Below are 21,559 nucleotides of genomic sequence, written 5' to 3' on the forward strand. Positions count from 1 at the left end.
CCAGCACATCTTCGTTGGTGGCGCAGGAGGGTGTTTGCATTGCACTGTTCAGACAGGACGCCGAGAGTTTCTCGAACCAATTTCGCACTCGGCGGCCGAACGCCACCATCAAAATGGGAAGCGGGAAGCGAGTTCGGATCCGCAACCTCATCTCGCCACCGAGCCACGATTGGATTCGAGCCGTTTGGCAATCGCCGTCGGATTGACGACCTCGATCACCTGAGCCTGACCTCGATTCCCCAGTCGCCTGACTCGCGTCCCCGGCGGAAAATATCGCTCGACTTGTTTACTAGGAATTCGCTTTTCCACTACTAAAACGGTCCGCTGATTTGCCGCAACAAGTTCCCGCAATCGCCGGTCATCGAGTCCGCCAAAATTGGCGACATCCGATCGTTTTAGGTAAAACGGCACACCAGAAAACTCGTGAGCTACCGTGGCAATCGCGGGATTCGATTGCAAAGCAATCTGCTCACTGAGCGGAGACGCTTGGCCGAACAAGGTTTCGCCTTGGCTGTACATTGGCACCCATTGGTGCATCACCATAACAGCAAGCAGCATCGCGGTGCCCATCGATGCCGGCCAAGCAAACCGGGTGTCGTGACGTTTGCCGATCAGCAAAAACAATGATCCGCCCAACAGCACGGTCCAGAGCGTCGCCCAGGCATAAATCAAGGTCGAGGTGTCACCAACATAAGTTGTGATGTAAATAACAAATGCGATCCCAACGCCGCAGGTGGTAACCGTCGCGGTACGAGGCGACCAGAACCGGGCGAACCAGAATTGAGCCTTGTCCGCGGATTCGTCCAGCACGTAATCCAAGTAGTGACCAATCATCAACGCAAACGCTGGAGCGGCTGGCAATAGGTATGTCGGCAGCTTGCATCGCGAGAGCGAAAAGAAGACAAAACACCAAACGCTCCACAGCAATAAGTAACCAACCGCAGCAGGCCGCTGGTAACGCGATTCGCCCGACTGCCGGAACAGGAAATGAGCGTAGGGAATCGTCAGAAACGACCACGGATGCCCTGCGATTAACAACACTGGCACGAAATACCAAATCGGTTGATTATGAAATCCACCGGCAAAACGCCCCAGATTGTGAGTGTAGAAAAACTCCGTCAAAAACGACGCGTCTTGTAGCGAAACCGCGATCATCCAGGGCATCGCAATCGCAAGTGTCACGCCGCCGATCATCCCGTATTGCCACCAACGCGGCTTTGCAAAAGTGTTCGACAACCATGCAAACGCAAACACTGGCGGCAACCACAAAACGAGGGCAACCGGCCCCTTGGTCAGAAACCCTAGTCCGCAGAACACAGCCGCCAACAACCACCAGCCCAATTTTACTTTGCCACTGCGAATCGCTTCGTACGCCGTGAACAACGACAACGAAACAAACAGCGTCATCACGCCGTCCAGCAGTAAATATCGACTCGTGAATGCGAACCCCGCGGACAACAGCAACACAACGCCGCTGAGTAATCCGATTCGCTTGTCAAAAATTCGAGCACCAAACCACATCGTCGACGCAATCGTTGCCAGTGCTGCCAAGGCCGGGACAAGCCTTGCGGCGGTTTCCGTGATCCCAAACAGCTTGAAGCTGATGGCACACAACCAATAGACCAGCGGCGGTTTGTCGTAGTACGTCTGAAAGTTCAATTGCGGCAACACCCAGTTGCCGGTCGCGATCATTTCACGTGGTATCTCGGCGTACCGGGTTTCATCGCGATCGATCAACGGATAACCGAGATTCGTTAACATGAAGACCGCCGCGATAACCATCAGGGCGACGCTCGCCCAAACGTAGCGTCGATCTTGTACCGCCGCTGCTTGCGAATGGCTGGTTCGGTTCACCGAGGCCGATGATTCGTTAAGAACAGGAAACTGGACGGCGTTCCACCAGAATCTCGCCAGACTGCAGAGGACTTTGGGGATATGCGAGATCGAAACCGTGCTCGTGCCCTCGGTTCGCGGACGATGCGAAACGCCCACTTCGACAATTTGGTAACCAGCTTGTTTCGCACGCGTCAGGATTTCGGAATTGACTAAGAATCCGCCGCCCGAAATTTCGAGGTTCTGGACGACTTCGCGATGAAACATTTTCAGCGCACAATCGACGTCTCGAACTTCGGTACGCAGCAGGATCCGCACCATCTGGTTGTAAACGCGGGAATAGAGACACCTCAGCGGCGTGTCTTTGCGATCGATACGGTACCCACAAACGATGTCGTAGCGATCGGCAAGCAGCACGAAACGATCCAACTCCGTCAGATCAAATTGACAGTCGGCATCCGTAAATACCACCAATTCCTTTTCTGCTGCGGCAAAACCACTACGAATGGAGGCCCCGTAACCTTGGTTCGGACTGTGCTGGACTAACCGCACGTGAGGGTTCGATTCCGCCGCTTGCAACACCAGTTGTCCCGTGCCATCAGTGCTGCCATCGTCGACAACAATGATTTCATAATCGCTGGTCAATTGACTTAGTGCCGAGTCGGCCTCGTCAATTGCTTGGCGAATGACTTCACTCTCGTTCCAGGCTGGCAATATAAGCGAGAGGGTGGGGGCGGCATCCGACCGTTCCTTGGCGTACATCCTTGCACTTTCAAATTTGGAATCTTTTGCTGATCGGCAAAGAATAGATGCAAAGGGAAAATTGCAACAAGCCCAACTCCTAATCTTTCCGTAGTTAAATCCCGAAAACTCTAGTAGTTGAAGAAATCAGCCCAGGAAATGATAGCAAACAAGGGGTTTCGCAGGTGGGTTGGGTGATTCCGGTTATCGCGATCGAACCAAGGCGAGTGGGTCGTACTAAATACACCGTAGGGGAGAGTCGATCTGAATAACATGAACGTGTCGGTCGCGCTCCAGCAACCGAATGACTGTGTATCAATCGTCCTACGACGTGACATGACAACGTCACGCCCGAAAATCGAAGGAAGCCAAGGATGGCAATCCGATTCGAGTGGCAACCAAACCTGTCTGTCCTTGCCGTATTGATCGTCAGCGTCATGCCAGCTGGGTGCAAGTCGCCTCAGCCGTGTTGTGATTCCGATTTGGTTTCTCGCGAGCTGAACTGGCGAACGGGGGCGGGGCCGCAAGGTGTCAGACCGACTCATGAAGTCATTCCCGCCAACGTGATCCTCGAAGACGGGCTGAGTGAAGACGAGGCGGTGCAGACGGCGCTCGCCAACAACTCGGCCTTTCAAGCCACGTTGGCTCAGCTAGGGATGGCCCACGGCGATGCAGTCCAAGCGAGCTTGCTGGCCAACCCCTCGCTGCTGGCGTACTTTCCCACCGGTGTCAAGGAAGGCCAGTACACGCTGTATGCTCCGATCGAATCGTACCTGATGCGTCCGATGCGAGTGAAAGTTGCCAACCGAGACTACCGGCGGATTGGCGACCAATTGGTGCAAAATGGTTTGGATCTGGCTCGTGACGTGCGTGTGGCTTATACCGATTTGGCCGTAGCCAACGAACAGGCGGCACTGGCGCGAGAGGCCTTGGAAATTCGAGAGAGCATTGCTGAATTGACGGACAAACGGTTCGACGATGGTGACATCAGCGAACTTGAAACGATTGCGGCCCGTGTCGATCAACTCAATGCCACAGCAACGTCGGCTGTCCAGCGGCAAACCGTTGCGATTGCCGAAGCTCGTTTGGCGACCCTCATCGGGCTCACCTCATTGGACGTCCCGTTGATGCCACTGCCAATGGACGTGGCTAATGTTCCGATCGTGGATGAAACGAGTTTGATTGCGCAAGCCTTGGCGTGTCGACCTGATTATCAATCGGCAAACTGGACGATTGCGGCGGCATCTCAGCGATCCCGACTCGCGCGGTGGTTGTTTTTGCGAGTCGACGGGGTGCTGGATGTACGCGACGGACCTGGTTACACCCACACCGGCGGTGGATTGCGAGCCGACATTCCTATCTTCAATCGCAACCAAGGCGGAATCATCCGAGCCGATTGGGAAGTCAACGCAGCACAACATGCTCGCGACGCGATTCACGATCAGATCGTTGCGGATGTTCGTACCGCCGCACGACAACTGCAGCAAGCCAACGACAATCTGACAATTTTAGAACAACAGGTCGCACCGGCATTGATCGAGGCCTTGGAAATCGCCAAAAAGGGTTTTGCCAACGGCGGCACTGAGTACCTGCTAGTACTACAAACGACGACGCAATACCTCGATACCAAAGCCCGAATCTTGGACCAGAAAGCGGCCTACGGGCGTGCCTTGGCGGAGCTTGAGCGTGCGGTAGGGTGCCATTTAGAGGCCGGCGAGGTTGACGTTGCCGAGTTGATCGAAGCCACGTCCATTGAATTTGACGAATCGACACGGTAGCGAGTCCAGCTGAGTGAGGCGACTGGAAACAGTGAAAACAGGACGAGCAGGGATGACGTGCCCCCCGGGGGCGTTGGCATCCGTTACATTGATGACGTTCTTTCCTATTTTGGCTTCGACAACTTCTCAACCCAACCGATGATGCGAGTTCGGTTCTAGGGTTGTCGACGCGATCGTTTTCACCCCAGGAACGCCCATCATGTCGAGTCAATTTCCTGCTTCAAATCAGGGGCCTTATCAAACTCCCGGTCAAGGTGGATTTCAACCACCGCCACCCGCATCGCATCCGCTAAAGATCCCAGCGATCATCTTGATCATCTTGTCGAGTATTTGGTTGCTGTATGGCGTGGTCAATTTCATTTATTCAATGACGACCGGCCTGCCGCCCAATTTGGCTAATCAGGGCAATGTCGCTGCCCAAAAATTTGGTTTCTATGCGGCGATCATTTTGTTGCCGATCATCAATCTTGTCGTCCTACTGGGCAGCATCATGATGCTCAAGCGAAAAGCCTATCCGCTTGCCATGGCAGGGGCGTTTATGGCGCTGGTTCCGGTTTGCGGCCCCTGTTTCATCTTGGGCATCCCGTTTGGAATCTGGTGTCTGATTCTGCTGTTTCAAGCCGACGTCAAAAATTCGTTTAGCTGAACAGGTCGAAAATGAGTACTGCGGCGTGCCTGTCTAGCCGCCGCTAGTAGGGATTACGATCGTGCGGTTCACTTCACCCTGCTGAGGTAGGGTGAAAGATGTTGCACGATCTCGTACCCCGGGCGTTGTCCGCAAGGTGCTACTTTTGCAGAGCACCTTGCGTTAGATCACTTCTTTCAACAACCCCATGGGAACCGTCATTTCATTTTTGAAGAATCCTTCATTAAGACGCTTGGTCCCTATCACAACCGCATCCAATAACTAAGCTGTTAGTAGCGTGTAGCGGTGAACGCATCGGAACAAAGTCAGCCGCGCTTTTCCAACGGCAGATTTGCTTCATGTTTCGCTTCGGCTATCCCCACCTTCCCCCAGCGTACGTTGCGACGCTGCTGTTGACCGCAAGCCTAGTGAGTTCAGGTTGCCACCAAGCAGCGGGCGAAAAAAAGACCGCGGCAAAATCCGACGCTGAAAAACCAGCGAAGATTGAAAAGCTGCCTGTCGAAACCGATCTCGCCACGATCACGCTGACTGCGGACGCGGATCGTCGATTGGGGATCACGACGTCGGCGGTGACCGAACGTGAGATCACCCAGCGTCGGACACTGGGCGGACAAGCGGTCGTGCCATCGGGAAAGAGTATCATCGTCTCGGCCCCTTTGGCTGGCACGGTTTCGGGGGCGGACGGCAAACCGCTTCCCTTCCCCGGCAGTAAAGTCGAACTTGGGCAACCTCTGTTATCGTTGAAACCATTGTTGTCGGCCGAACGTGATGTGCCGACGCCTGCCGAGCAGGTTCAATTGATCAGTGCCCAAGCCAATCTGATGGCGGCACAAACCATCGCTGCAGGGGATGTGGACCGTAGCCAAGCGGAAGTGAACGGGGCACAAATCGCATTGGATCGAGCGAAACAATTGTTTGCGGATCGTGCCGGTTCCCGCCGAGCCGTCGACGATGCCGAGGCTCAATTAAATATCGCGACCTCCACGCTCGAAGCCGCGAAAGATCGAAACAAACAACTGATTGATTTGCAAAAGTCGCTCGAATTTAAATCACCCGAGGCGGCTGCGACCGCGATGTCCGTTACCACTCCGATTTCCGGCTTGGTCAACCGCATCGACGTCAGCGAGGCCCAAACCGTGACCGCCGGTGCGGTGCTGTTCGAGATCGTGAACCTCGATACGATTTGGATTCGGGTTTCGGTTTACGTCGATCTGCTCAGGGATATTCAATCCGAGCAAAACGCTCAACTCGTGTCACTGTCCGGTGACCCGCTACGCGAACCGATCGTTGCCAAACCGATTGCGGCTCCGCCCACTGCCGACGCTTTCTCGTCCTCGGCCGACGTGTATTACGAAGTCGATAACCGACAAATCGGGCTGCGTCCTGGCCAGCGAATTGGTGTCGAGTTGGCGATGTCGAAAACTCAAACATCGCGGATCGTCCCAGCAGCGTCACTGATCTATGACATCTACGGAAATGCCTGGGTTTATGTAGAAACGGGCCAGCGGCAATACACACGCCATCGCGTGGCGGTTCAGTTTGTCGCAGCGGATGAAGCAATTTTGGCCAAAGGGCCTGCCGTTGGTACTCCCGTTGTCGTCGATGGTGCTGCGGAATTGTTCGGTACCGAATTCGGAGCGGGCAAATGAGCATCCAACGACGCAATGCACGCTCGCTACCGCAAACCAGGTCAGACGACGCATCGATTCCCCAGTGGAGAGTGCAACAGCAAGCCGCCGCCTGGCTTTGCTGGGCAATGGGGGCGAAAGTATGAATTGGCTCATTCGAACCTCGCTGCAATTCCGTTTACTAGTCATTGTGTTAGCGATTGCAATGATTGTCGTCGGCGTTCGCACATCTGACTCGGTACCGCTAGACGTGTTTCCCGAGTTCGCACCTCCGCTGGTCGAAATTCAAACCGAAGCTCCCGGCATTGCCACCGAGGATGTCGAAAGTCTGATCACCGTCCCGATCGAAAACTCGGTTAACGGCATCCCGTTTGTTCAAACCGTCCGCTCCAAATCAGTACTAGGTCTGTCGAGCGTCCGGCTGATTTTCGAGTCAGGGACAGACCTATTGACTGCTCGCCAATTGGTTCAAGAGCGACTCGCTCTGGTTTCACAGCAACTGCCGATGGTGGCCAAGCCGCCGGTCATCTTGCCGCCACTCTCGTCGCTTAGCCGCTGCTTAAAGATCGGGTTGTGGTCTGATACGCAATCGCAGATGGATATGACCGTGCTGACGCGATGGACGATCCGGCCACGGTTGATGTCGATCGCCGGGGTGGCAAACATCGCGGTGTGGGGCGAGAAAGAACCGCAATTGCAAGTCATCGTCGAACCGGACCGGCTGCGGGCCAGCGGAATCACTCTTGATGCCGTGTTGCAGACGGTCCGCGATGCCACCGCAGTGGGCGCCGGCGGTTTCGTCGACACCGCCAATCAACGATTGGCACTGCGTCATGTTCCGGCCGTCTATACGCCCGAGCAGCTCGGTGAAATCGTGATCGGATTTCGTACCGCGACATCGTCCGCTGCCACCGCAACCGCCTCCACCACGCCGACTCGTGTTGCAGCGTTGCCGACGACACCACTGCGGATCAAAGATGTTGCCGAAGTAACTTACGACTACGCGCCGCCGATCGGCAACGCGATCATCAACAGCCGGGCGGGACTGTTATTGATCGTCGAAAAACAGCCTTGGGCCAACACGCTGGACGTGACCAAGAACGTCGAAAAAGCGATGGCAGAGCTCAAGCCTGCGATGGGCGAAGTGGAATACGACACGACCATCTTTCGCCCGGCGACGTTTATTGAGCGAGCATTGGCTAACCTCGGCCATTCGATGCTGGTCGGATGTGTGTTGGTCGTCATCGTGCTGTTGCTGTTTCTATTTGATTGGCGATGCGCGATCATCAGTGCTACGGCGATCCCGCTGTCGCTGCTAGCCGCCGTGATGGTGCTGTATTGGCGTGGCGGCACCGTCAATACGATGGTGCTGGCCGGATTAGTGATCGCGCTGGGCGAAGTCGTTGACGATGCCATCATCGACGTCGAGAACATAATGCGTCGATTGCGACTAAACGCGCTGCTGGAAAAACCTCGCTCGACCTTCGAAGTGGTCTTCGACGCTTCGATGGAAGTCCGCAGCGCGGTCGTGTACGCCACCGTGATCGTCGTCTTGGCGTTTCTTCCCGTTTTCTTTTTGACGGGGCTGGCGGGAGCGTTTTTCCGCCCGCTCGCAGCCGCCTATATCCTCGCAATCTTGGCTTCGTTACTGGTTGCTCTCACCGTCACGCCAGCAATGTCGCTGATCTTGCTGCCCAAATCGGCTCAGCGGCGTTCGGTCGACGGTCCGCTGGTTCGATTGTTCAAATCGTTGTACCGCACGATTTTGGGGATCACCGTTCGCTTGAAGTGGGGGACACTCGCGGTTGCCGCGCTAATCTTCCTTGCCCTTGTTTCGATCATCCCGGGATTGGGTGAGCAATTGATGCCGAAATTTCGTGAGACCGATTTCTTGATGCACTGGGTCGAAAAACCTGGCATCGGGATCGATGCGATGGACCGAATCACATTGCGAGCGAGCGAAGAGTTGATGGGCGTTGACGGAGTTCGCAATTTTGGATCTCACATTGGCCGCGCCACCGTGGCCGATGAAGTGGTCGGCCCCAACTTTACTGAACTTTGGATCAGCATTGATGACGACAAGGACTACGACACCACTGTCAACAAGGTGCAAGCGATCGTCGACGGGTACCCAGGGCTGTATCGCGACTTGTTGACGTATTTGACCGAACGGATCAAGGAGGTACTCACAGGCACCAGCGCTTCGATCGTCGTGCGAGTCTATGGCCCCGATTTGGATCAGTTGCGTTCCACTGCGGTGGAGATCGAAGCACTGATCAAGCCGATCGCGGGAGTCACAACTCTGAAGATTGAACCGCAAGTCTTGGTGCCTCAAATCGCCATCGATTTGCGAGTCGACGCGGCTTCGGAATTCGGTCTGACGCCGGGCATGTTGATGCAAAGTGTCAACACGCTGGTCAACGGCACGCAAGTCGGTGAGATGTATCGCGACCAAGCGATCTTTCCCGTCGTCGTTCGCGGCAACGATAATTTGCATACCGATTGGGCGACGCTCGGCAACATGATGATCGACACGCCGTCGGGAGCCCAGGTGCCGCTGAAAAGTCTAGCGAGTGTCACGATCGTCCCCGCTCCCAACGAAATCAAACGCGAAGGAGCCTCGCGGCGATTGGATGTCACTTGTAATGTCGAGGGGCGTGATCTGGCATCCGTGGCAATCGACATCGAAGCCGCAGTGCGAGACGGGGTGTCGTTTAAAACGGGTTACCACCCCGAATTTTTGGGCGAGTACGCCGAAGCCAAAGCATCGCGACAACGGTTGCTGTTGCTTTCGCTCGGTTCCATCTTGGCGATCACCGTGATTTTGTACATCGACTTTGAAAGTTGGCGACTTGTCATGCTGATTTTGCTGGCGTTACCGCTCGCACTCGCCAGCGGATTGTTGGGCGTCGTCATCAGCGGCGGCATCATCTCGCTCGGTTCACTGGTTGGCTTTGTCACCGTTTTGGGAATCGCAGCTCGCAATGCGATCATGTTGATCAGTCACTATCGTCACCTGGCTGCGGAGGAACCCAACATCACACACCGCGAATTAATCATGCGAGGCGCCGAAGAACGATTGTCGCCAATTTTGATGACAGCGTTGACCACGGGGCTGGCGTTATTGCCGCTGGTCATCACCGGCGAACTGCCAGGCCAAGAGATTGAGCATCCAATGGCGCTGGTGATTTTGACTGGGTTGGTGGGTGCCACGCTCGTCAATTTGCTGGTGTTGCCAGTGATGTACGGATTGTTTGCCCCGCGGCCGCGTACAGTGCCGATTGACTGAACCGAAGATGTAGGGCCGGTTCTCACCGGCCACGGGCATTGGATAATCGGTGCCGTTGGTTACCGATAGAGGGCGACTGGCGGATGATTGGTTCTGTCTGCCACACATCGGGCACGGCCGGTAGGAATATTTCGTTCGGGGACATGGGTGGCGATTTGAACAAGACAGCGGGGGGCGGAGAAAGCATAGCTTTCCCCGTCCTCGCTCACCAGCCTCGCGGCTGAAGTGAGCGCAAGCGAACTTCAGCCGCGAGGCTGGTGACGTCGAATTTCGCCAGTCCGCTCGTCGATCTGGGCCACCACAAAACGACAGCAACTGACATCCCAAACACCGTCCGTTTGAGTCCCACTCAAGCCGATAGGATGGTCCTGGAATGCTTCGCTGATGCGGTACGTCTTCCCCTTCCAACGGAACTGGCCAACCCTGTTGACGCGGCGTGTTTGGTAGCGATCGCTATACTCGAACGGATCCGTTTTCTCCTGAAAACGTCGCTCACTGATTTGGTATCGCTGCGAAGGTGTTTCCAAATCCAATGCCCCGTGAGGACGCTCCAAGTTGTAGACGTCTCGCCAAAGATCAAAGCACTCTTGAGCTTCCGCCAGCGTGCTCAGTGAGCGATCCTGCAGGGCTTCGAGTTTTAGCGTGCGATGAAATCGCTCCAGCTTGCCGCGGCCCTGAGGATGGTGTGGACGACCGTGAATCACTTCCACATCGTGACGCATCAACCACGCCGTAAAACGTGTGTGACGCATCAAGTGACTACCGCCCCACGGGTTGCCGTTGTCGACGTAAATCGCGTGTGGAAGCCCGTAAATTGCGAACACGTTGCGAAAATGACTTTGCACCGTTTGCCGCGTTTGATTCCCACAAGCGAGGATCCCCAGTGAAAACCGGGAGTGATCGTCCAGCAGGGTTAGCGGGTAACAATAGCTCTTGTTGTTCAGCGCGAACTCGCCCTTGAAGTCAACTTGCCACAGCTCGTTGGGACGCTCTCGCTCGAACCGCGTCCATGGCTTTCGCTTGGCCGATTCAGCGTCACTGATGCGATCATGTCGCTTCAAGACAGCGGCGATCGTGCTGGGCGAAGGAAGCGTTTTTTCACCCATGACTTTGAGCCGCTTGCGAATCTTCAAGCCGCCCCAGGCCGGGTGAGCATCGCGGATCTGCAGCACTTTCTGCTCGATCTCCGCGGGCGTCTGTGTGGGGGATCGGTGAGGTTTTCGCGAGCGATCCACCAAAGGTTCTTCGGCGCAAGCTCGGTGACGCTCTCGCCACTTGTAGCCGGTCTTGCGTGAGATACCAAACCGCTCGCACAACCGGCTAAAATTGACTCCGTCGGCCTCTGCCAAGCGGACAAACTCTTCTCGTTGGGACACTCGATCGAACTCTTTCCAGCCCATACTTGCTCCTAAAAGGAGTAAGTATGATTACTGCAAAAAAAGCGCCACCCATGTCCCCGAAAAAGCGCCACCCATGTCTCCGGTCTATACAAGGAACCGGCCCTACTTCACTAACAAAGCGTCCATTCTTTCTCAATCCGCTTCCTGTTTCAATTTGCGGTAGATCGTTTTTCGATCCAGCCCCAGGATCCGAGCCGCCTGAGTTTGGTTGCCTCCGACGGCGTCCATGACGTGGTTAATGTACCGCCGCTGGATCTCTTCCATCGAAACCAATTCAGCGGGATCAAAGCCACCAAAAATCAAAGTGCCTCCTTTGAAATTCCGAATCTTCTCAGGCAGATCCTCCACGGTCACCTTGTCGTAGCGGGTTAACGCGATCGCTCGTTCCATCACGTTACGTAGTTCACGCACGTTACCAGGCCACGAATAGCTGAGCAGTTTTTCGGCGACGCCTTCGGCCAATCCATCGACTGGTTTGTTTTCGCTCTTGGCAAATCGTTCGCGAAAATGCTCGGCCAATCGTAACACGTCGGCACCACGCGAACGCAGCGGCGGCAACTCGATCCCAATCACATTGATTCGGTAATACAAGTCTTCACGGAAACGCCCTTCAGCAACCGCCGTTTCTAGGTCCCGGTTTGTCGCGGTCAACACCCGCACGTCAAACGGTATCTCTTTGTCGCTTCCAACCGGCCGCACCTTGCGTTCTTCCAAAGTTCGCAAAAGTTTGACTTGCATGGTCATTGGCATCTCGCCCATCTCGTCTAGCAGCAGCGTCCCGCCGTCGGCTTCCAAAAACAATCCGCGCCGCTCTCCGCGAGCATCCGTAAAGGCTCCTTTGACATGCCCGAACAACTCGCTCTCTAGCAACGTTTCGGTCAGTGCCGCGCAGTTGACCGGAACAAATGGCTTGCTCGATCGGCGACTATTTGCGTGGATCGACCGGGCCACCAATTCTTTTCCCGTACCACTTTCGCCCGTGATCAATACCGCCGCATCGGAATTGGCGACCTGATGCAAATGATCGTACAACGACTGCATCGCGGGGCTTTGCCCGAGCACTTCGCCGAACGCGGTCGCGTGGTTTTGCGAGGATTCGAGCAAACGAACCTGTTCCGATAATCGTCGATGCTCAATCGCACGTTTGATCGAAAGCGACAACAAGTCCATTTCGATCGGTTTGGTGATAAAGTCGTAAGCTCCGCTGCGCATCGCTGCGATTGCCGTTTCGAGCGTTCCAAACGCAGTCATCACGATCACGGGGATGTCCGGGCGAAGCTGAGTCAGTTGTTCGCACAGTTGCAATCCCGTGGTCCCTGGCATGCGAACGTCCGTCAGCACGACGTCGTAATCGCGTTGATGAATCGCCTCGATCGCTTCGCTGGCTGAGGTGAACCAGTCACTCTGCATCCCACGCAGCCGCAGATCGGTTTGGATCAACTCGCACATATTTCGCTCGTCATCCACGATCAGAACGCGTGTCGATTCGCTGGGGTCTGTCATCATTTTATTCTTAGTTCGAGTAGCTCAAACGCCATGTTCCCCAAGCCGCGTAGTGGATCTTGCAAAAGATCCTTCATTCGGGATCTTTAACGGCGTGTCGATATAGAACCTATTGGAAAACCGATATTGAGCGATCATTGCCGATCCTGTCGTAGCGAAATTCGTCAAGAATTTCAGTCCTGAAAATGCTTGGTCGAAAGTCTCGACGGCTTCCGCTACCGGTTCGTGTGACGCGGAAAACAAACGCGAAAGGTTGTTCCTTGGCCTTGTTGGCTGTCCACGGTAATGTCGCCACCATGCTCACGCACGATACCATAAGCGATGGACAACCCAAGTCCCGTTCCTTCGCCGACGTCTTTGGTCGTATAAAAAGGTTCAAAAACCTGGTTCAGATTTTCGGCTTGAATCCCCACGCCAGTGTCTCGCACATCGACCCACACCCGATCGGTATCCTCGTCGAAACCGGTCGATACGGTTACCGTGCCACCACTGGGCATCGCGGCGATCGCGTTGCTGATCAAATTTGTCAACACTTGTTGTACCTGCGCTGCATCGCCATCGATTTCCATCGGCGTGTCGGTCGACTCGAACACGAGCTCGGCTTCCGATTTTCGGACCAAGGGACGCATCAAATCGCAAGTTCGCGAGACAATCTCTTGCAACTCGATCACGCCATGTGGCGACGGGGTTTGTCGAGCAAAATCGAGCAGCTGGCGGATGATCGTGGTCATCCGTTCCGATTCGCTCTTGATCGTCTGTGCACTTGACGCGACTTCCTCGGGCGACAACTTCCCGCTGGCGATTAATCCAGCGCGTCCAGACACCACATTCAGCGGCGTGCCCATTTCATGAGCCACGCCAGCGGCAAGCGTCCCGATCGTTCCCAATCGGTCCGTATGCCGAATGGTATCGCGTTGCGCACTCAAACGGTGACTCATCTGGCTGATCGCCGCAGCCAATCGCCCCAGTTCATCGTGGCTAGTCAGTGCTGGCGGTTGATCGAGTTTACCTTCGCCTATTCGGTTGACTTGATCAATGAGTTTATCCAGCGGTTTGCCGACCAACTGAACGCCTCCCCAATAAATCACCAGTGCCGACAAACCAGCAACGCCCAAAAGAGACAACAGCGACGCATTCACGGAATCGCGGACCAATGAATCCTGATCGGACATTGACTGAGACACCTCGACGGTACCCATGTTTTTGCCATCCACTTTCAGCGGAACGTAAGAATAGGCGGTACGAGTCCCATTGGCATCGGTTACCGAAACGCTTGACATCGATCGTGCAACCGTTTTCTGTTCGGCTGACGGAACCTCTTGTCCATCGATCCAACGCATCCGTGGTCCGCTCCGTTGTTCGGTCGTCACTTCAACCGCTTGTCGAAGCGTCACGCGTGAATTGCTACCCGATACCGAATCGATGGCGGACTGAAATATTTCGACTAGCTCGTGGGCATGAGCTTCACGCTGTTGTCGCTCCCACGCGTGTTGACGCTGAACCGTTTGCCAAGCGAACAACGAAACAACGGCAAAGACACCGACGAGAAAGATCAGGATCAGTTTCGCTGCAAGTTTCATAAAAAGCTTCCCAAAGACAAACGCGACCAACGTCGATTGTAAGTCAGACGTTGGTCGCAGTCAGTAGCCATGCGGCCGTAGCATAGGCTTCCAGCCTGTGATCCTTCCCTACCTTATCACTGAAAGATTGTCGCTTATCGTTCGGAACGTGCGGTTTATAAGTTGATGTAGGGTGGGTCAAACAAAACCATGTGTTTAGTGGGTCGGCGTTCGCGATTGAAGGTTTGAATCAAAATCAGTTGTTGAGTGGAGTTCGTCGGTTTTGCGACGACCCACCAGTCACCTCGCGAACTTGACCCACCCTACATTCACTCAGCCCGAATTAAAATCACAAGTAATAAATCGCACGTCCCCCGCGATCAGAACGAAGGATCACGGAACGTTCCACGACGCCCAGTGTTCCGACGTTCTTTAATTCCGAACCACCACAAATCGTGATCCTTGCTCGCTACGAACCAAGAATAGAATTGAGCCATCGGTGTCTTCGGCAACGCGTTTCTCAAACTCGTTGGCGCTGGACACGTCGTGTCGATTGACTTGGACGATCACCATTCCCGGTTCCAATCCCGAATCCGCCGCGGCGCTGCCTTCCTGGACTCGCGTGACGACGACGCCTGTTTGCGAATCCAATCCCAATTGCTTGGCCACATCGGCGGACAACGCACTGATCTCTAACCCGAGCGACTGCATCTTCACGCCGTCGCTCTTCTCGGGCGACTTCGTGTTGGCCCCAAATTGATTGGGTGCCACTTCGGGTTCGTACGACAGTTCAATCGACTTGCCATCACGCACCACGTCCACGGTCAACGTTTTGCCGATGGATGATCTTTCGACCGACAACTGCAATTGCTGAGGCGTGGTGACATGGATCCCACCAAAATTGACAATCACATCACCAGTTTTCAGTCCCGACTTCGCAGCAGGCGTTTTCGGGAACACATTTGTCACGACCACACCGCTTTTTGGTGCCACTCCAAGCTGGGTACTCAATTCGTAGTTTACCGGTTGGATGCTGACGCCCAAGTACGATCGTGAGACCTGCCCATGGCTGACCAATTGGTCGCTGACCCAGTGGGCGAGGTTCGATGGCACAGCAAACCCGACACCATTGTTTCCGCCACCGCGAGACGAGATGGCCGTATTGATTCCGATCACTTCACCGCGCAGGTTCACTAGCGGTCCACCGCTGTTACCTGGATTGATTGCCGCATCGGTTTGAATGAAGTTTTCGCGATCGGTGATCCCGATGCCGCGATTCTTGGCACTGACGATTCCGGCCGTGACGGTGCTTTCCAGACCAAAGGGTTGGCCGAGCGCGACAACCCAATCGCCCACCTCCATCGCTTCGCTATCGCCAATTCTGGCAGCAACGAGGCTCGAGTCACCCGTGAACTTGACCACCGCGATATCGGTTTGCGGATCAGTCAGAACCTCCGTTGCTGTGAATTCACGACCATCTTGCGTTTTGATAATCACCGTTCCGCCGCCTTCGACAACATGATTATTCGTCAACACGATCCCGGCCGAATCAATGATGACGCCCGAACCGATGCCGCCTTGAGAACGAGGCGATTGACGCGGTGTCATTTGGCCTGGGGGCATTCCACCGCGACGGCCGAACTCTTGATTTCGGAACATGTCTTCAAACGGAGTCCCCTTGAAGGGATTCTCTTGACCGAGGGATTGACCGTTGTCTGGCACAGGTTGTTTGGCAGATTGCCAAGAGGTATCGGGGCGATTTTCGATGGCGACGACCGAAGGCAGAACATGAGTCGCGACGTCACGAAATGCGTCGGACAACGCATTCGCAACCCCGATTGACTCACTGCGTAGCACCGGAGCGGTGACGGCGGGTGTTTCAGTTTTGACATGCGTCGCCGGTGCAGCGGCGATCAATGCGCCGGTTGCCGCAACGGTCAGAGGAGCGGCCAATAATGCAGCACGGAATTTAGCACGTTTTGAAAGAGGACGGTTCATTGGGTAACCTTTATCGAAGGGTGGGATCAATCTTTAGAAATGCAGCGAGTACCAAACGCAGTACTGAAAGAGACTGGCAACTCGCATCTGCCGAAGTTGATTGCACTGCGGCAACACTCAGGCGACCCCAACTAAAGCACGTGTCGTGCCAGCAGCGAAAACGGTCGGATGCAAACGGAAAAACGGCGTAAAAAACGGGCTTTCAGCGAATTGCGCTAGTGCCGTCGTGATTCGTTCGAGGGACACAAATCCGCAGCGGGGCAGAATGCCCCAAGCAATTTCTCATGTAGCGAAAGTCGCGAAGACTTTCGGGAGGCATTGGCGGGTCCGAAACTCTTGGCGAGTTTCGCTACATGATGCACGAAACTCTCCGCCAGTTTCGCTACGTTTTGTCGATCCGGCTTTGCGACTGCATTAATCGCGACTCAGTCAACGGCGACTTCGCCACTGCCCGAGAAACGCGAGGTTATCAGATACATCACTGGTGCCAAGATCAGGACCAGCACCGTGCTGAGTGACAGACCAAATGCCAAACTGGTCGCCATTGGTGAAACCACTTGAGCCTCCTTGGATCGCTCCAGCAGGATCGGCAACATTCCCGCGACCGTGGTCACCGACGTCAACAACACCGCGCGAAAACGGCGTCGGCCTCCGTCAACGATCGCCTCTCGAATGGGCATCCCCTCTGCAACGCGGCGATTGATAAAGTCGACCAAGACGATCGAGTCATTCACCACAACCCCAGCTAACGCAACGATGCCAAAGATGCTGAACAGCGTCAGTTCAATCCCCATCACGATATGTCCTAGAATGGCGCCGATAAAACCAAACGGGATGATAGACAATATCAAGACAGCTTGCCAACACGATCCGAACTGGATTGTCAGCAGTAAGAACATCGCGCCGACGACCACAAAAAAGCCGATCGTCAAACTGTTTACCGTTTCGGTGGTCTGTTCTTGCTGGCCCGCCCACTCCAATCGCACCCCTGGAAATTCTTCTTCGAATAGAGGCACAAAGTTGGCTCGCAAATCCGCGACGACGTTGAACGCATTGCCTTGCGATTCATCCACATCGGCAACCACGCCGATCGAACGCATTTGATTGACACGGCGGATTTCCGAATAACCTCGCGCGACTTCTACATCGGCGACTTCGCTGAGTGGACGCTCGATCCCATCGCCGTTACGAATACGGATGCCACTGAAACTGACCAACGTATTGCGGTCTTCGCGTGGATAACGCACACGAAGCGGTACTTCATGGCGTCCTCGTTGCAGTCGCATCACTTCTTCGCCGTAATACGATGCACGCACCGTACCCGCAACGTCGGCTAACGAGATGCCCATCGCCTTGGCATCGTCACGGACTTTCATGCGGTATTCCCACTTGCCTTGCCGCGTGTCCGTTGCGATGTCCGACACGTAGGGATACTCGGCAAGTTTTGCTTTGCAGCGGGCGATCGCGGCATCCATTTGGTCCATGTTCTCTGCCGTTGCCATCAATCGCATTTCGATTGGCAGCGAAGCGGGGCCACGAGGGGTAGCACCGTAGGCAACCGCCTCCGCGCCTGGAAAACGACCCGCGTCTTCACGCCACATGCGGACAATGTCGGCACTAGACACCGTCCGTTCACCGATATCGTTCAATTGGACAAAGATGCCTCCGAGATGGCTTGCCGGAGCGACGCCCACCTCATCGCCCGACGAGCCGACGGTTCGCTGTACCGCTTGCACAAAACCGTTCGGATCGGTCGTCAAGCCTTCGTCAATGGAACGTTGGTTGATTCGCCAAATTGCCGCCTCTAACCGTTTTGTCGCCCCGTCCGTGATGGCAACCGGAGTCCCATCGGGGTAGGTGATTTGGACTGTGATGAATCCGAAATCGATTTTGGGCAGTAGCAGAAACGGCACCATTCCGGATCGAACCACTCCCAACGACAATATCAATAATCCCGCCGCCGCAGACATCACGACCGCCGGATTTCGTAGTGACACATTCAGAATCGGCGTATAAATCCGCTCGATGAACCAGTTCAAAAACCGAGTCGTGCCTTGATTGCTGCGATGCAATAACCAAGCGATCGGCCGCAGTGGGAACAACACCCAAGTCAACGCGTCCAGAAAACGACTGCGTCGATGCGCCAGATGCGCCGGCAGGATCGTCAAACTTTCGACCATCGAAATGAACAACATCGCTCCGACGCAAAGCGGCAATACCACCGTCAACCGCTTGATATTTCCTTCGAGGTACATGATCGGAATAAACGCAATCACCGTGGTCAAAATCGCGGTGATCACCGAGGGCATTACCTCGGCGGCCCCATCGATTGCAGCATCACGGTAACTTTTGCCTTGTTCGCGATGAGCATAAATATTCTCACCCACTACGATCGCATCATCGACCACGATCCCCAGTGCAATCAAAAACGCAAACATGGATGTCATGTTTAGCGTCTGGCCACTTTGGTACATGTAGATACACGCGCCTAACAACGAAACCGGGATTCCCAGTGCCACCCACCATGCCAAACGCATTTCCAAGAACAGGGCCAGCACTAGGAACACTAATAACAGTCCCATCCAGCCGTTGGTCGCCAACAAATTCAAGCGATTTTTGACGCTGGTGCTGCGGTCACGCATGTGCAGCATGCTGTATCCGTCAGGCAAACGAGCCTTTTCTTGATCGACATACTCACGGACCTCTTCCGCAACGAGGATCAAATCATCCGCGCTCGTTGTTTCCACCGACACCACGACCGCAGGCCGACCGTTGACCTCGTTAATCGACGCGTCGACAGCAAATTCATCACGCACTAACCCCAGGTCTCCGACGGTCAATACCACACCCCCACTATGGCTGACCAACGGAATCGAAGCAATTTCTTCACCGATTTCACTCTTGTCGCTGCCACGGAGCAAGATTTCTTGGGACCGCCCTTTCAGCGTACCGCCAGGCAACTCGACGTTGTTTGCCCGCACAATGTCCGCGACTTCACTCAGCGACAAGTTGTATTCACGAAGAGTGTGCTCGGGGATCTCGATATCGATTTGATAATCGGGAGCCCCCACCAAATCGGCCACCGAGACGCTCGGCAGCGCCAACAAGTCATTGCGGACACGTTCAGCCACGCGTCGTAATTCCAGGGCGGCCTCGACAACGGCTTCGTCGTTATTTCCATTTCCAGCCCCCGAATTCTTTGGCCCCAACACCGCAACGCGAATCGCGGTGGTGAAATTCGTTTTTAAACGAACGTCCGGCTTTTCCGCCAATTCAGGAAAGCTTGGGATTTGATCGATCAAGGTGGTGACTTCCGTCAACACTCGCTGCGCATCCGCTTGCTTGGTATCGCTGTCCAATTCGAGCGTGACGCTACCGATCCCCTCGCGAGCCGACGAGGTCATTTCGTCAATGCCGTCGACGGTGCGAATCGACTCTTCAATCTTTTCTAAGATGCCCTGCTCGATTTCATCCGGGCTGGCTCCCGGATAGACAACCGAAATATTGAGGACGTACAGTTCAAAGTCGGGCCAGAACTCACGTCGCAGCTGCGTTAGACTCCACGCACCCAACAATAGTGTGCCGAGCATAATGACATTCATGGCCTGCCAATTTTTGACCGACCAAGCGATAATCGATTTCATCCGGCTGCCTTTTCTGACTCGAGGGCCGAAGCGTCGTCGGCGATTTTGGCGGGCGTCCGGCCCGCTTGCCTTGTCGACGGTCCTGTGGTCATGACCGGCATCCCCTCTTTGGGATCGCTGACCGGCGAAACAATCACTGCGACCTGAGCCGCTGTCGTTCTCGACGTTAGCAATGTCGAATCAATATCGGCATCGACGATCACCTTATCATTCGTGCGGCTAACGACTTCGACCTGCACCACACGAAGCTTTCCATCGACGTCCAACCAAATTCGATTTCCTGGACGAATCGCCACTTCGTTGACGCGGTAGAGTGTTCGTGTTGGCTGGATGTTAAGCGTGACCGAAACGAACATACCCCGCATTAAACGTCTCGGTCCGTCCGCGACGACATTTGTGGAAAGAGTCGAAGCGTCACTGCGATCCAGAGCAGTCTTCGACTCGACCGCGACCACGTCGGCTGGCGAATCGACACGCAACAAACAGGGGTACGTGCGAGTGTCCAAGTCGATGCCCGCGCCATCGATCCGGGCCAACACCGCCTGCCACTCGTAGATTCGTTTTCCTAAACGGTATCGAATCGTCGCACTCACAGGCGGGACTCGGTCGCCAAGATTCCCCTCATCGAACTGGCTCGCCATCGCAGCCGAATTCCAGACCCAATACATTTGGTCGACCGTCAAATTCGAGCGGACTTCGATTGCGGTGGTATCCTCGATCGTGACGAAGGAGGTTCCTGCGGCGATAAACGACTGCTCTTCCACTCCGCTTTGCACCACACGTCCGTTGATGGGGGAATTCACCGTGGTGCGAGAAAGATCGAGCTTGGCCCGCTCCGTCGCCACCTCCGTCAACGCTCGTTTTGTCAGAATCAAAGTTCGCTGTGCGATCAGCTCTCGCTCGCGATTTTGCAACTCGACCAAAGCCGATTTCGCAGTCAGTTCGGCTCGCTTCGCGACATCGACTTCGGAAACCGAGGCGGCTTTGCGGGCGACAAGTGCATCCGCGCGAGTCCGCTCGGCGCTGGCAAGTCGAAGCTGCTCTTCGGCTAGACTCAACAGCTGCGACGTGTTTTCGATTGCAACGTCGGCAGCGGCCAATTCTGCATCCTCTTGTGTAGTCTGAGCCGCCAACCGTCGCACTTCCAATTCGTATTCGATGGGGTCCAAGCGGATCAGGGTTTCGCCTTTGGTAACCTCGCGACCGGGACGCAGATTCTCGGATTGTTGGACCACACGTCCTGCCACCTCCGTGGCTAGACGAATTTCGCGTAAGGGCACGACCACGCCATTAGAAGTGATGGACAGCGGGCCTTGGTGCAGCTGCAATGCTTCTGTGGAAACCGCCGTGGCGGCGGGTTTGTCTGGCTTTGAACGGGTGGGGCGTTTACGCTCTCCGAGCAATGTGTAACCAAACAAACAGCCCCCCAAAATCGTGATAGACACGACAATGTTAAGAACCAGATGCTTGAGGGACCGGGGTGGACCGGAAGTGGGGGTGTTCATGAGGCGAGTCAAAATCGAGTCGGATGCGTGATGCC

General features: G+C 55.1%; 11 protein-coding genes. 4 read left to right on the top strand and 7 right to left on the bottom strand.

Annotation, left to right across the window (positions count from 1 at the left end; translation table 11 throughout):
- Positions 1-147: 147 nt before the first annotated feature.
- A complete protein-coding gene (locus SH528x_RS21735) occupies positions 148-2,595 on the bottom strand; it encodes a glycosyltransferase (protein WP_442505556.1) in 2,448 nt (815 codons plus the stop codon).
- Positions 2,596-2,948: 353 nt separating this feature from the next.
- On the opposite strand from SH528x_RS21735, the gene SH528x_RS21740 reads away from it, so the two are divergent.
- From SH528x_RS21740 to SH528x_RS21755, 4 genes are all read left to right on the top strand, one after another.
- Positions 2,949-4,352 (top strand): TolC family protein, encoded by a 1,404-nt coding sequence (locus SH528x_RS21740; RefSeq protein WP_442505557.1) that lies wholly within the window; start codon positions 2,949-2,951, stop codon positions 4,350-4,352.
- 199 nt (positions 4,353-4,551) lie between these two features.
- A complete protein-coding gene (locus SH528x_RS21745) occupies positions 4,552-4,998 on the top strand; it encodes a hypothetical protein (protein ID WP_442505558.1) in 447 nt (148 codons plus the stop codon).
- Positions 4,999-5,336: 338 nt separating this feature from the next.
- Positions 5,337-6,647, top strand: a complete 1,311-nt coding sequence (locus tag SH528x_RS21750) for an efflux RND transporter periplasmic adaptor subunit (protein WP_442505559.1) — start codon at positions 5,337-5,339, stop codon at positions 6,645-6,647.
- Between the two features lie 121 nt (positions 6,648-6,768).
- Entirely contained in the window at positions 6,769-9,915 is a 3,147-nt protein-coding gene (locus SH528x_RS21755) for an efflux RND transporter permease subunit (RefSeq protein WP_442505560.1), read from the top strand.
- 242 nt (positions 9,916-10,157) lie between these two features.
- Here SH528x_RS21755 and SH528x_RS21760 read toward each other — a convergent pair whose 3' ends face one another.
- The 6 genes from SH528x_RS21760 to SH528x_RS21785 all read right to left on the bottom strand — a co-directional run bounded on the left by SH528x_RS21760 (position 10,158) and on the right by SH528x_RS21785 (position 21,464).
- On the bottom strand, positions 10,158-11,291 hold the full coding sequence (locus SH528x_RS21760) for an IS481 family transposase (protein ID WP_442505561.1): 1,134 nt from the start codon (positions 11,289-11,291) through the stop codon (positions 10,158-10,160).
- A gap of 156 nt (positions 11,292-11,447) precedes the next feature.
- Complete coding sequence (locus SH528x_RS21765; protein ID WP_442505562.1) at positions 11,448-12,821, bottom strand: sigma-54-dependent transcriptional regulator; 1,374 nt, start codon at positions 12,819-12,821, stop codon at positions 11,448-11,450.
- A 212-nt stretch (positions 12,822-13,033) separates the two neighbouring features.
- Positions 13,034-14,398 (bottom strand): sensor histidine kinase, encoded by a 1,365-nt coding sequence (locus SH528x_RS21770; RefSeq protein ID WP_442505563.1) that lies wholly within the window; start codon positions 14,396-14,398, stop codon positions 13,034-13,036.
- 411 nt (positions 14,399-14,809) lie between these two features.
- Positions 14,810-16,375, bottom strand: a complete 1,566-nt coding sequence (locus tag SH528x_RS21775) for a Do family serine endopeptidase (protein ID WP_442505564.1) — start codon at positions 16,373-16,375, stop codon at positions 14,810-14,812.
- A gap of 425 nt (positions 16,376-16,800) precedes the next feature.
- Positions 16,801-20,019 carry an efflux RND transporter permease subunit gene (locus tag SH528x_RS21780; RefSeq protein WP_442505565.1) on the bottom strand — a complete coding sequence of 1,073 codons (3,219 nt, stop codon included), beginning with the start codon at positions 20,017-20,019 and terminating at the stop codon, positions 16,801-16,803.
- Positions 20,016-21,464: an efflux RND transporter periplasmic adaptor subunit gene (locus SH528x_RS21785; RefSeq protein WP_442505566.1), complete on the bottom strand. Its 1,449-nt coding sequence runs from the start codon at positions 21,462-21,464 to the stop codon at positions 20,016-20,018. Before SH528x_RS21785 ends, SH528x_RS21780 begins: the two co-directional genes overlap by 4 nt.
- Positions 21,465-21,559: the final 95 nt, after the last annotated feature.

This window comes from Novipirellula methanifontis (genome assembly GCF_052161655.1).
Lineage (GTDB): Bacteria > Planctomycetota > Planctomycetia > Pirellulales > Pirellulaceae > Novipirellula.

Excerpts from the sequence above, each read along its gene's own strand:
- SH528x_RS21735 (WP_442505556.1), bottom strand. The coding sequence starts at position 2,595 with ATGTACGCCAAGGAACGGTCGGATGCCGCCCCCACCCTCTCGCTTATA.
- SH528x_RS21740 (WP_442505557.1), top strand. The coding sequence starts at position 2,949 with ATGGCAATCCGATTCGAGTGGCAACCAAACCTGTCTGTCCTTGCCGTA.
- SH528x_RS21745 (WP_442505558.1), top strand. The coding sequence starts at position 4,552 with ATGTCGAGTCAATTTCCTGCTTCAAATCAGGGGCCTTATCAAACTCCC.
- SH528x_RS21750 (WP_442505559.1), top strand. The coding sequence starts at position 5,337 with ATGTTTCGCTTCGGCTATCCCCACCTTCCCCCAGCGTACGTTGCGACG.
- SH528x_RS21755 (WP_442505560.1), top strand. The coding sequence starts at position 6,769 with ATGAATTGGCTCATTCGAACCTCGCTGCAATTCCGTTTACTAGTCATT.
- SH528x_RS21765 (WP_442505562.1), bottom strand. The coding sequence starts at position 12,821 with ATGATGACAGACCCCAGCGAATCGACACGCGTTCTGATCGTGGATGAC.
- SH528x_RS21770 (WP_442505563.1), bottom strand. The coding sequence starts at position 14,398 with ATGAAACTTGCAGCGAAACTGATCCTGATCTTTCTCGTCGGTGTCTTT.
- SH528x_RS21775 (WP_442505564.1), bottom strand. The coding sequence starts at position 16,375 with ATGAACCGTCCTCTTTCAAAACGTGCTAAATTCCGTGCTGCATTATTG.
- SH528x_RS21780 (WP_442505565.1), bottom strand. The coding sequence starts at position 20,019 with ATGAAATCGATTATCGCTTGGTCGGTCAAAAATTGGCAGGCCATGAAT.